This is a genomic window from bacterium, from assembly GCA_021158245.1.
Classification (GTDB): domain Bacteria; phylum Zhuqueibacterota; class QNDG01; order QNDG01; family QNDG01; genus QNDG01.
Window position 1 is genome coordinate 1 of sequence record JAGGVB010000142.1, and the last position, 12,805, is coordinate 12,805.

11 protein-coding genes and 1 tRNA gene are annotated in these 12,805 nt (G+C 40.8%); 1 reads left to right on the forward strand and 11 read right to left on the reverse strand.

What is annotated here, in order from left to right:
* Positions 1 to 49 precede the first annotated feature (49 nt).
* Positions 50 to 134, forward strand: a tRNA-Leu gene (locus J7K93_07560).
* 34 nt (positions 135 to 168) lie between these two features.
* Here the strand turns inward: J7K93_07560 and polA are convergent.
* From polA to J7K93_07615, 11 genes are all read right to left on the reverse strand, one after another.
* Entirely contained in the window at positions 169 to 2,940 is a 2,772-nt protein-coding gene (polA, locus tag J7K93_07565) for a DNA polymerase I (protein ID MCD6116855.1), read from the reverse strand.
* A 20-nt stretch (positions 2,941 to 2,960) separates the two neighbouring features.
* Entirely contained in the window at positions 2,961 to 4,874 is a 1,914-nt protein-coding gene (locus tag J7K93_07570) for a transglycosylase SLT domain-containing protein (protein ID MCD6116856.1), read from the reverse strand.
* 93 nt (positions 4,875 to 4,967) lie between these two features.
* Positions 4,968 to 6,419: a glutamate--tRNA ligase gene (locus J7K93_07575; protein ID MCD6116857.1), complete on the reverse strand. Its 1,452-nt coding sequence runs from the start codon at positions 6,417 to 6,419 to the stop codon at positions 4,968 to 4,970.
* Between the two features lie 48 nt (positions 6,420 to 6,467).
* The gene (locus J7K93_07580; GenBank protein ID MCD6116858.1) at positions 6,468 to 6,935 is read right to left on the reverse strand and encodes a 2-C-methyl-D-erythritol 2,4-cyclodiphosphate synthase; all 468 of its coding nucleotides are present in this window, start codon (positions 6,933 to 6,935) and stop codon (positions 6,468 to 6,470) included.
* Positions 6,932 to 7,618: a 2-C-methyl-D-erythritol 4-phosphate cytidylyltransferase gene (ispD, locus tag J7K93_07585; GenBank protein MCD6116859.1), complete on the reverse strand. Its 687-nt coding sequence runs from the start codon at positions 7,616 to 7,618 to the stop codon at positions 6,932 to 6,934. The genes J7K93_07580 and ispD overlap by 4 nt, the downstream gene beginning before the upstream one ends.
* A gap of 22 nt (positions 7,619 to 7,640) precedes the next feature.
* Entirely contained in the window at positions 7,641 to 8,669 is a 1,029-nt protein-coding gene (queA, locus tag J7K93_07590; protein ID MCD6116860.1) for a tRNA preQ1(34) S-adenosylmethionine ribosyltransferase-isomerase QueA, read from the reverse strand.
* A gap of 47 nt (positions 8,670 to 8,716) precedes the next feature.
* The gene (gene ruvB / locus J7K93_07595) at positions 8,717 to 9,742 is read right to left on the reverse strand and encodes a Holliday junction branch migration DNA helicase RuvB (protein ID MCD6116861.1); all 1,026 of its coding nucleotides are present in this window, start codon (positions 9,740 to 9,742) and stop codon (positions 8,717 to 8,719) included.
* A gap of 18 nt (positions 9,743 to 9,760) precedes the next feature.
* Positions 9,761 to 10,348: a Holliday junction branch migration protein RuvA gene (ruvA, locus tag J7K93_07600; protein ID MCD6116862.1), complete on the reverse strand. Its 588-nt coding sequence runs from the start codon at positions 10,346 to 10,348 to the stop codon at positions 9,761 to 9,763.
* Positions 10,345 to 10,845, reverse strand: a complete 501-nt coding sequence (ruvC, locus tag J7K93_07605) for a crossover junction endodeoxyribonuclease RuvC (protein MCD6116863.1) — start codon at positions 10,843 to 10,845, stop codon at positions 10,345 to 10,347. The genes ruvA and ruvC overlap by 4 nt, the downstream gene beginning before the upstream one ends.
* Positions 10,846 to 11,589 carry a YebC/PmpR family DNA-binding transcriptional regulator gene (locus tag J7K93_07610; protein MCD6116864.1) on the reverse strand — a complete coding sequence of 248 codons (744 nt, stop codon included), beginning with the start codon at positions 11,587 to 11,589 and terminating at the stop codon, positions 10,846 to 10,848.
* Between the two features lie 351 nt (positions 11,590 to 11,940).
* On the reverse strand, positions 11,941 to 12,453 hold the full coding sequence (locus tag J7K93_07615) for an SPOR domain-containing protein (GenBank protein ID MCD6116865.1): 513 nt from the start codon (positions 12,451 to 12,453) through the stop codon (positions 11,941 to 11,943).
* Positions 12,454 to 12,805: the final 352 nt, after the last annotated feature.

Here is a 12,805-nt window from a genome sequence, read left to right on the forward strand (position 1 = left end):
CACTTTCACCTTGACATTTTTTATTCATTTTACTACATTTACAGCTACTGCCGAAGTGGCGGAACTGGTAGACGCGCTGCGTTCAGGGCGCAGTGTTCTTTACGGACGTGGGGGTTCAAATCCCCCCTTCGGCACAAGGTGTTCTCTTTTTCAAAGGAGACACCTTTTTTAATGAGCTTCGTACCAATTTTTTCCTATACCAACATCAACTATAATCGGGACAGAAAGTTCTATTGCATTTTCCATCTCTTTTTTTACCATATCTTTTAATCTTTCAATTTCATTCTCCGGTACTTCAAACAAGAGTTCATCATGAATCTGAAGAATCATCATTGACTTCCATTTCTCTTGCCTCAGCCTTTCTCCTATACGTACCATTGCAACTTTTATCAGATCAGCTGCTGTGCCCTGAATTGGAGTATTTACAGCCGTTCTTTCACCGAAATTGCGGATATTCTGATTACTGCTCTTAAGCTCGTAAAGATATCTTCTTCTATTAAGAAGTGTAGTAACAAATCCATTCTTGTACCCTTCCGATATGGTATTTACAATGAATTCATTTACTTTAGGATATCTTACAAAATATGCAGTTATAAACTGTTCAGCCTCTTTGACAGGTATTCCAAGCCTTCGTGCAAGTCCGTAAGGCCCCATACCGTACATGATCCCGAAATTTATCTCTTTAGCTTTGCGTCTCATATCAGGAGTAATCCTGCTAATATCAGCTGAGAATATATCTGCAGCAGTACGGGAATGGATATCTTCATTATTTATAAATGCATTTTTCAGAGTCTCATCTCCGGAAAGATGCGCCATAATGCGCAGTTCTATCTGACTGTAATCAGCGGACACGATAAACCAGTCTCTGTTCTCCGGGATAAAGGCTTTTCTTATTTCTCTTCCGAGATCAGTTCGAACCGGAATATTCTGAAGATTGGGATTACTTGAGGATATCCGCCCTGTTGCAGTAACGGTCTGGTTAAATGAAGCATGAACCCTGCCTGTCTTCTTATTGATAAGGCCGGGTATAGCATCAATGTATGTTGATTTGAGTTTTGAAAGCTGTCTGTATTCAAGCATCTTTCCTGCAAGCGGATGAGCAGATAATGATTCCAGTACCCTCACGTCCGTTGAATAGCCTGTCTTTGTTTTTCTTATTCTTTTAATCCCCAACTGCTCGTGCACCTTAAGTTTTTCAAAAAGAATAACGCCAAGCTGCTGAGTGGAGTTAATATTAAACTCTTCTCCTGCAATGTCAAATATGTCACTGCGTATATTTTCCAGCTTGGACTCCATCTCTTTTGACATTCTGCCGAGCATGTCAACATCAACTGCAACTCCTGTTTCTTCCATCTCAAGAAGAACCTTAACGAGCTTCATCTCAACATCACGAAACAGCGAATCCATGCCGAGCTTTTTAATTTCCGGCTCAAGGTGTTTTTTTAACTGGAACGCAACATCTGCATCCTCACACCCGTATTCCGAAATAAGCTCAAGATCCACATCATCCATAGTTATCTGCTTCTTGCCTGTACCAATGAGCTCTTTTGTAGGTATCTTGGTAATATTAAGGAATTCTCTTGCAAGTGCATCAATATTAAATTCACGGGATGTAGGATTAATGAGGTATGCTGCAACCATTGTATCAAAATCCACACCCTTTAAATCAACACCGTTCTGCTGCAGAACATGCCAGTCGTATTTTATATTCTGTCCGCACTTTTTCAGATTCGGGTCTTCCAGCGCAGGGCGCAAAATTTCAATAACCTGCTTTAAGGGACTCCCCCCTGTCTCAATAAAAATCGGCAGGCCTCTGTACTTTTCAGGAACCATAACCGGTACATAAACAGCTTCATTAGCTTTCCAGGAAAAGGAGATACCTACAATCTCCGCTTCAAGGGGGTTTAGAGATGTTGTTTCGAGGTCAAGGGAGAATTCACCTGCTTTATAAAGCTCATTTTTAAGATAACTAATTTCCGTCAGCGATGTTGCATATCTGTATTCATGCTCCTTTCTCTGATAAACCGAGGGGGCAAAATTGATATCGCTATTTTCCAGGTCTGTTATAAATTTTTTAAACTCCAGTGTAATGAACAAATCTTTAATCTTCTGTGTATCATCAATACGGTACTTAAGTTTCTCAGGATTAAATTCAACCGGGACATTAGTATCCAGCGTAACCAGCTCTTTTGAAAGTACTGCAGATTCCCTGTTCCGAAGCACTTTCTCTTTAATGCCCTTTTTCGGATAATCTTCAATCTTTTCAAGGGCGCCTTCAAGAGAGCCGTACCGTGCAATAAGGTCAAGTGCGGTTTTGGGGCCTACACCGGGTATACCCGGAACATTATCAGATGTGTCACCCATTAATCCCAGAAGGTCAATCACTTTATCAGGAGGAACCCCAAGTTTCTCTTCAACTTTCTCTGCATCAAAAACCTCAACTCCGTTTCCAGGTGTGCGGCTCTTTAAAGAGTAGAGAAAAACATTGGGAGACACAAGCTGCATCAGGTCTTTATCGCCGGTTACAAGAAAAACCTTCATTCCTTCCTTCTCAGCCTTTCTCGCAATTGTACCCATTATATCATCAGCTTCAAAACCGGCCATTTCAAGAATAGGAATTTCAAAAGCTTCAACTACACTTCTGATCAGCGGAAGCTGCTCAACCATATCATCCGGCATCTTCTCTCTTGTTGCCTTGTATTGGGGATAAAGCTTGTGCCGAAATGTAGGCGCCTTCATATCAAACACACAGCCGAGATATTCAGGTTTTTCTTCCTTTAATATTCTGATAATTGCTCCGGTAAAACCATACACGCCCCCCGTATTTATACCTTTTGAATTAATCAGCGGATTTTTTATAAATGCAAAATACGAGCGGTATGCAAGTGCAGTTCCGTCAATTAAAAAAAGACGCTTTTGCCCGTTCTCTGTTGAGCCCATCAGGAACTCTCCGTTCTGTTTTAATCGTTCAAACTCTGCGAGTCAAGAATGCATATCGCTGACTGCTTCTTTCTCACAACAGGTATTTTTAAAACATCTCCCGGCCGGATTCTCGAGAGATTCTTTTCAGGGTTGAATGCCAGTATCAGCCACACAGGCACATCAAATCTTTTATTTGCAACATTCCACAGAGTATCACCGGATCTTATTTTATAAAATAACGAATCCCTGACTGTATAAGAATAAAAATATTTCTTCATCAGGGTTTTATGATAAGCCATCCTTTTTTTTTCAAAATCTTTTCTGCTGATTCTTTTAAATATGAGTTTTATCTTCTGGCCTGTCCGGATATTCTGTCCGTACTGAAGTTTATTTATTAATCTTAGCCGCCATGTAGGTACTTTAAGCCAGTCAGCATAATGCCCCAGAGTTTCTGCAGGGTATACAATCAAATATCCACTTTTTACTGATAGCATTCCTTTAAGATAATCAGCAGAAAGCAGGCTTAAACTCAATGAAAAATCGGAAACAGGTTTAACAAAACCGTCAGCTACTTCAATACTATTATTATTTAAAGAGCTACCCTCACTCATGTCTCTGTCTGATTGCGACAGAGATTTATTTAAAGTCTTTACATCTTCCACACGGACAAAATCAAAAGCAGCCTTGACTGCCTGCATCACAACTTCAGGAAGGCTTATACCCTCCTTTTTTGAATTTTCCGACAGCAGTTTCTCATTGTATGCAGAAATTTCTCTTCCCATCTTTTTATAAACCGGAAGGCGGAGAGCATAACCGGAGGGCAGAGAGTATCCTCCGGAAAAAACTTTTTCCTTTAATGCGGGGTTGTACCTTTTCACAACCTCGGCAGAAAGATTAAATACTGAAATAACAGAATCCAGCGGTGTACTCTTTTTTAATGTATATTCTCTGAATCTCAGAAGAGGTTCGGGATTTATATCAGGAAAATACCTGCTGCTGTTTTCAGCTACATGGCATGCAGCGAGGAACTCAGCGTAGAAATTTTTTGAAGCAAATCCGAACCGTCTTGATTTATATAGAGTTACGATACGTACAATATCATCTGAACCTGTTGATACTGCAGCCCGTTTTACTCCGGAAAGCCCATGGTTGTATGCAGTAACTGCAAGAGGCCAGGAACCGAGCTCTTCATAGCACTCTTTAAGGTATTTTGCCGCAGCCCCTGCACTTAAAAAGGGATCCGCCCTTTCATCAAGGACACGATTTATCAAAAGGAATCTTCTGCCTGTTGACCGTGTAAACTGCCACATACCCTTTGCACCGGTACGAGACCTTGCTTTCGGATTAAAGGAAGATTCTACATGGGGGAGATAAACCAGGTCTTCAGGAAGGCCTGAATCCGCAAATATTTTTTTGAAAATTCCCACATAAGCTCCGGATCTTTTTATTCCGTTTCTAAAAGTTTCTCTCATTCCCTGCTGTACACGTACCATTTCAGAGGCTTTATACAATCTCTTTCTGTCCGGATTTTTCCCGAACAGAGAAAATAATCTCCTCTCCTCATTTGGGAGAGATTTATACTTTAATTTTCGGGAGGACAACTTTTTCAGAAGTAATGAAATTCTGTGCTTCTCTTTTTTTGCAAGAAGATACCTCTCTTTTCTTGAAAGATTCCGGCCTTTAAAACTTATTACGGAATAGATTCTTTCCGGCTTCCCTGAATCATGTATAACCCACTCATCAACAGAATATATTGTAAAAATATTAATCCAGAACTGTACTCGAAGCTCAAGCTTTTTTGGAAGCGGAAAATTCTTTCTGCTGTTATCCGCAGAATAAATATTTACAGACAGCAGAAAGATTGAGGCGAGAACCAAAACATCTTTAAACAATTTTTTATTTTTTCTTATAACCATGATAATAAAATTTCTTAAAATACTCTCCGGCAGCATTTGATCACCTGCAATAGTACATACTGCCCTGTATCCGGCCGTTAGAAGCACTATAACAGTAAAATTACTGCATTACACTTTTAAGTGCAATTTTTATTCCTCTCTGCTGAAAGTTCTAACAGCATTTTCAACAAATTTTATGCACTTTTCACGCCCGAAAATTTCAACAATTCTGGTAAGTTCCGGACCATGGTTCTGTCCTGTAAAAGCAATGCGTACAGGCATCCAGAGGTCCTTGCCTTTTACTCCGCTGCTTTTGGATACTCTCTTCATAAGATCAAGAAAAACCCCGCTGTTCCACTCTGATAAATCTTCTGCCTGCAATGCAAACTCTTTTAAAACCTTAACAGAAAAATCAGAAGTAATAATCTCCCTTTCTTCCTGCCCGACAGAAACCACCTTGTCCTGATAAAAAATTCCGGCTTTTTCAGCCATCTCTTTAATCGTCTCTGCCTTATCCTGCAGGGTAATTACGATTTGTTCAATATCCTCTGCACTATTGACAGGATAATCCATGCTTCTGAAAAAAGGAAAAGCGATTTCAGCCAGTTTTTTCGCCTCCATATTTCTTATGTGAACTCCATTCATCCATTTTAATTTTTCCGTATCAAAAACAGCGGCAGAATGAGAAACCCTCTTCAGGTCAAAACTTTTAATAAGATCATTCATTGATAAAATCTCTTCTCCGCTCTCAGGAGACCACGCAAGCAGCGACAGAAAATTTACCAGTGTTTCGGAAAGGAATCCATCTTCCCTGTACTGTGCAACTGATGTGGCTCCATGACGCTTTGACAGCCTTGAGCCGTCTTTCCCGAGTATCATCGGTATGTGTGCGAATTTTGGGATTTCCCATCCGAATGCTTTGTATACAAGAATCTGCCTTGGTGTATTTGACACATGGTCATCACCCCTGATAACATGGGTAATTTTCATAAGATGATCATCAACAGCACAGCTGAAATTGTACATAGGCATCCCGTTAGCCCGCATTATTACAAAATCGCCTATCTGATTATTCGGGAATGTAATGTCGCCTTTAACTTCGTCATAAAATGATATGTCCGATTCATCGACTTTAAACCTGATAACAGGGGAACGCCCTTCCGCCCTCAGATTTTTCTGCTCCTCTTCCGTAAGATTTCTGCACTTGCCGTCATAAGCTGCAGGCTCTCCTTTTTTAATTCTCTCCTTACGCCTTGCTTCAAGCTCTTCGCCGGTACAGAAGCAGTAATATGCATCTCCGCTTTCAAGCAGTTTATCAGCATAACTTTTATAGAGTTCAAGACGTTCCGACTGGCGGAAAGGCCCTGTGTTTCCGCCTTTTCCCGGCCCTTCATCCCATTCAAGGCCCAGCCATTTAAGATCCTTCAATATCTCGGTTTCGGATTCTTCTGTCGAGCGCTCAGCATCTGTATCTTCAACTCTCAGAATAAATTCCCCGCCATAGTGGCGTGTAAAAATATAATTCATCAATGCTGTTCTTGCATTTCCAATATGCAAATGCCCCGTGGGGCTTGGGGCAAATCTGGTACGTACTTTCTGCATCATTACTTTTCCTGATTTATTTTTTTTAAGAACGATAAATTACAAACACTATTCAATCATTGCCACAGCATAAACCGCTATTGCCTCTCCTTTTCCAATTGCATCTATGCCCTCATTTGTAGTTGCCTTTACTGAAACGTATATTGGAGATATACCGGCAGCTTCTGCAATGTTTTCTCTCATTTGATCCCGATAAGGGCCGATTTTCGGGTTCTGCGCTACTATTGTAGAGTCTATATTTACAATCCTGAAATTGGCAGAGGCGACAATACTGCGTACTTTTTTTAAAAGTTCAATACTCGAAGCGTCCTTGTACGCATCATCAGTATCAGGAAAGTGCACGCCTATATCTCCCAGAGCAGCAGCACCGAGAAGCGCATCTGAAACTGCATGGCACAAAACATCTGCATCTGAATGGCCTTTAAGCCCTTTCAGATACGGGATATTAACCCCTCCGAGAATAAGCGGCCTCTCCTTTACAAGAAGATGAATATCATATCCGAAGCCTACTCTCACTTTTCCTCCGCACTGATGAGAAACGAAACAACAGGGATGTCATCAGGATTTGTTACCTTAATATTCTGGCCACTGCCTCTCACGACTGACACACATACGCCTGCTGCCTCTGCAAGCTGTGAATCATCGGTTGCAGTAATCCCCTTGCCCGCTGCTGTTTCATACGCTTCTTTAATAATGTCGGTTCTAAACCCCTGAGGAGTCTGCGCTCGCCACATTATACTGCGGTTCATTGTGTTCACAATTTTTCCGTGTTCGACACGTTTTATTGTATCTGTAACAGGCAGAGCCAAAATTGCTGCGCCTGTTTCTGCTGTCTTGTCAATAACGCCCAGAATGTCATCAGTTGTAACAAGTGGGCGTACACCATCGTGTATGAGAATTATATCAGCATTACCACTTACTGATGAAATGCCGTTTTTTACAGAAAAAAACCTTTCCGCACCGCCATGCACTACTGCAGTAACTTTATTAAGGTTCCACTCTTTTATGAGTTGCTCTGTTCCGCCCGCGTCTTTCTCCGGTACAACTACAATTATTTCATTCACAGATTCAAGATTATTGAACTTTTCAATGGTATGCACAATCAGCGGTTTACCTGCAACCCCAATAAACTGCTTTGGAATACTGCTTTTCATTCTTCTGCCTGTTCCGCCGGCAGTTATTACAACACTTATATACATACCTTACAATACCTTGAAAATATTAATAGATAAACATTGCATCACCGTATGAAAAGAACCTGTATTTCTCCTCAACAGCATGTTTGTAAGCATTAAATATTACATCACTTCCGGCAAACGCAGATACAAGCATAAGTAAAGTTGATGCAGGCATATGAAAATTTGTAATAAGCGCATTAACAACTTTAAACACATAGGGCGGGTAGATAAATTTATCTGTCCATCCGCTGCTCTGCCTGATGTGTCCGTTTGTCGTTATAACAGTTTCAAGCACTCTCACTACTGTTGTGCCGACTGCAATTATTCTACCTCCGTTGTCAATTGTTTCATTGATAATCTTTGCTGACTCTTCCGACACTTCATAGTATTCCGAATCCATTTTATGACGTGTTAAATCTTCAACAACAATAGGCCTGAAGGTTCCTAATCCCACATGCAGCAGAACCGGTACTATTTTTACGCCCTTATGCTCTATCTTTTTAATAATCTTTTTTTCAAAGTGAAGACCTGCTGTAGGGGCTGCCACAGCTCCGCGTGTTTTTGCAAAAATTGACTGGTAGCGCTCTTTGTCAATATCTTCCGAATCCCTTTTAATATAGGGAGGCAGAGGCACCTTGCCAATACCTTCTATAATTTCATTAAAATCCCCTTCGTACGTAAAACGAACCACCCTGCCGCCGGATACAGTATTATCTACAACTTCACACTGCAGCCTGTCGCCAATCCTGATTTTATTTCCGACTCTCACTTTTCTTGCCGGTTTAACCAGAACTTCCCAGAGGTCCTTTTCCAGCTCGCGGAGAAGAAGTACTTCAACCTTTGCATTGGTCTTATCTTTAATTCCCCACAGCCTTGCAGGAAAAACCCTTGTTTCATTTACAACAAGGCAATCTCCCTCTTTTAAATAGGATACAATATTTCTGAAATTTTTATCTTCTATTGTACCAGCCTCACGGTCAATTACCATCAACTTGGAATCACCCCGCTTCTTTGACGGATACTGAGCAATATACTCTTCAGGAATATCGTATTTGAAATCGGAAAGTTTCATACAGCTCTCCCTTCACACTTTTATCATTAATAGTCAAATAAATTTTTTTACAACAATGTCTGCTGCTGTCCCGGGATTTTATCCTCCCTGTTAACAGCCTTAAAAGCAAGGGGAGTGGCTTTTCTCCCTCTTGGTGTACGCTTCATAAATCCCTGTTTAATCAGATACGGTTCGTAAATTTCTTCAATTGTACCGCTCTCTTCTCCCACTGCAACTGCAAGAGTGTTTAATCCTACCGGTCCCCCTTCAAATTTATCAACAATCACTGATAAAATACGTTTATCCATATCATCAAGGCCGTCTGCATCCACATCAAGGCGTTCAAGAGAATTAACAGCCACCTCGTGTGTAACACAGCCGTCTCCCTCTACCTGTGCAAAATCCCTGACTCTTCTTAAAAGCCTGTTAGCCACCCTTGGAGTACCGCGGGAACGTGAAGCTATTTCTGCAATGCCGTCCTCTATAACTTCCACTTTTAAAATATTTGCAGTTCTTTTTAAAATTGATGCCAGCTCATCAGCCTGGTAGTAATCCAGCCTGTTTACAACACCGAATCTGCTGCGCATGGGTGAACTTAACAGCCCTGCCCTTGTAGTAGCTCCAATCAGAGTAAAAGGAGGAAGATTAAGAGATATGGAGCGGGCATGCGGCCCCTTGTCAATGACTATGTCAAGCCTGAAGTCTTCCATAGCAGGATACAAATATTCTTCCACAACTGTGCTGAGCCTGTGAATCTCATCAATAAAAAGAACGTCGTGTTCCTGCAGACTTGTTAAAATCCCTGCAAGATCTCCCGGCCGCTCAATACTGGGCCCGGATGTTATTTTAATATCAACACCCATCTCATGGGCAAGAATACAGGCAAGAGTTGTCTTTCCAAGCCCCGGAGGGCCGTAAAAAAGAACATGATCCAGAGCCTCGCCTCTCTCCTTAGCAGCTCTTATAAAAATTTTAAGATTTGACGTAATTTTAGCCTGGCCCACAAAGTTATCAAATGAAAGAGGCCTTATGGATTGATCAAAAGTTTCTTCACCCTGAAACGGTTCCGGATTTGTAATTCTGTCATTTTCCATATTTTTCATTTAACCCGGCTACATTTTCTGAAGTGCATTTTTTACAAGCTCTTCTACGCTATAATCAGGATTATTCCTGAAAAGACTACTTACAGTTCTCTGCGCTTTTGCCTCCTGATAGCCGAGAGAAACAAGAGCCATTACAGCTTCTTTAACAGATGAAGATACTCTGCCGCCCTGCTCCGCAAATGCAATTTCACTCTCTATTTCAACTTTATCCTTCAGCTCTACAATAAGCCGCTCAGCCGTCCTTTTACCAACGCCGGGTGCAGAAGTTAAAACCGCTGTATCCTGAGCCCTTAAAGCTCTGTTGAAATCTTTAACGCTTAACCCGGACAAGATTCCCTGAGCGAGTTTCGGGCCTACTCCTGATACGGAAATTAAAAGGCGGAACAGTTTTCTTTCCTCTTCTGTTGCAAAACCGTAAAGTACGAGCTTATCTTCCCTTACATGAAGATGAGCCAAAACCGTAACTTCTTCCCCAGGGCTGCCGAATCTGTCAAAACTGGAAACAGGAATTTCAAATATGTATCCTATCCCTCCTGTCTCAACAATAATTGACGCAGGGCTCTTTTCTACAAGCCTGCCCCGAATAAAAGAAATCATATTTTCATCTCAGGATACTTTTTTTCTCTTTCGCTTCTCATACCATGGCACAAGGCAACTGCCAGCCCGTCAGCAGCATCTTCCTGAATTTCATTCTCCGATATTTTTAAAAGCTGAACTACAATTTTCTGTATCTGCTGTTTGGATGCATTCCCGAACCCGAGCACTGCCTGCTTAATCTCTCTCGGGGAGTACTCGGCAACAACCATTCCGGCATTTGCAGCTGCAAGCATGATAACTCCTCTTGCATGTCCCAATCTTAAAGCTGTTTTCGCATTTTGTGAAACAAAAGCTTCTTCAACAGCCGCCACATCAGGGCTGGTTCTTGCAATCAAATCCGAAATATCGTCAAAAATTAATTTTAATTTCTCATAAAATTGTAATTTTTTGTCAATCTTAAAATAGCCGAACTCCTCAACTGAAAAAAAATTCCCCGTGGGACTAATCAAGCCGTATCCTACAATCCTGGTACCCGGATCAATCCCAAGTATCTTCACTCAGGACTCCTCGCCTGACATCTCATCAATATTACAATTTGTATAAACCTGCTGGACATCATCCAACTCATCGAGAGCATCAAAAAGCTTCACAACCTGTTCAGCAACTTTACCTTCAGCTTTGGCAGTATTTTTGGGGCTCATGGTTATCTCTGAGGATAAAGTCTGAATACCCTCTTTCTCAAGTGCAAGTTTAAGGTCATTAAAAAATTCAGGTGCACATACTATTTCAAATACATCATCATCCGATGACAAATCATCAGCTCCTGCTTCGAGAACAATTTCCATAAGCCTCTCTTCATCACACACTTTTTTATCAACAACAAATAAACCTTTTTTCTCGAACATCCACGATACACATCCGGTTTCGCCTAGATTCCCGTTGTATTTTGTCAGAAGATGCCTGACTTCCGCAGTGGTTCTGTTAATGTTATCTGTAAGTGTATCTATCAGTATTGCAACTCCGCCTGGGCCATAGCCTTCATAAGACCTCTCTTCATAGACAACACCTGGCAGTTCGCCGGTACCTTTTTTAATGGCCTTATCAATATTAGCATTCGGCATGTTTGCAGCTTTTGCAGCATCAAGAGCTGAACGAAGGCGAGGGTTAGCAGTTTCATCACCTCCGCCCTGACGTGCTGCTGTAATTATTTCTCTTATCAGCTTGGTAAACACCTTGCCCTTCTGAGCATCGACCTTGGCTTTTTTTCTTTTAATTGTGCTCCATTTGGAGTGCCCTGACATAAAAAACCTCCTTTTATTCCAAAACAAAGATTGTTATTTATTTCTTCCTCATATTACAAAATAAAAATATCAGGGGAATATATGAAGGGGCCACAACAAAAAAGTATAGCTGTCAAGCCTTGCCTAAGCAAGTTTCATTTACGCAACTCTATTAATTTACTACGCTTTCATGCTGTTTCCATAATTCTTTAAAACCCGATTCCGCTCTATTTAAAAACTTCATACAATCATCTTCCTGCAATCTGCCGCCCTACCGCAAAAATCAAAACAGTGCCGCTCCGGCCCGGGCTATCATAACTATATAGAAATTATTCCCTTTCTCATGTCCCCCAATTTAGATTGATCATAAAATTAATGTTTTATTACTGGCGAAGGTACAACCCATGCATCTGTAAAACCATTTCTCACAGCTCTCTTTTTTAAAATTTCAGCCTGCTTTCGTGTAATACAATCACCTACGCGAATTTTATACATGGGTGCTTCAAATATAAGATATACATTATCATCAAACTTAAATACCGCTTTCTTTTTCTCCTTTCGCGCCATTTCCTCATCTGCTGTTGCGAGAAGCTGAACACGAAAGCCCTTGGAAAAATCCTCATTATTCCTATCTTCTTTTACCGGCTGAATACCGCTTTGTATCAAATTAGACACATTACTTTTCAGACTGTCCTGTTCTGAGCCTGATATTTTCTTTTCAATCTTCAGGTCATCATCATTTAATGACAGAGGGTCAAAACTCTCATCCATTTTTGTTTTTGATTCGGAAGTTCCGGGAGCCTCTTTCCATCCGAACTGAGATGATGAACATCCCGCAAGAAGCAGGACTGTACTGACCCAAATTATACTTCCTTTTATTCTCATCGGACTACGTCTCCATCGTGAAATATTTTCATTTAAATATAATAAAATCACTGTAATTATTCAAGCTGTTTTTATAAAACTTAGGTTCTGTCTTTTGCATTGTTTTAAGAAACATGTTGACAAAATCCGATTTTCTTCTATTTTAGATATATCTATCCATATATTGAATCTAAAAAAATGGGGAAATGGACAATCTCTGTACGAGGCTTTTTGATTCATTCAGTGATTTGTGCAGGGACATAAGTCTGCTTAATTCAAAACTGGAGGTAAATATGAAGACAAGAGTTGTTGCAGTAATTATGGTGCTGGCTTTGGTGCAGATTGCATTTGCAGGCGGAATTCTCACCAACAC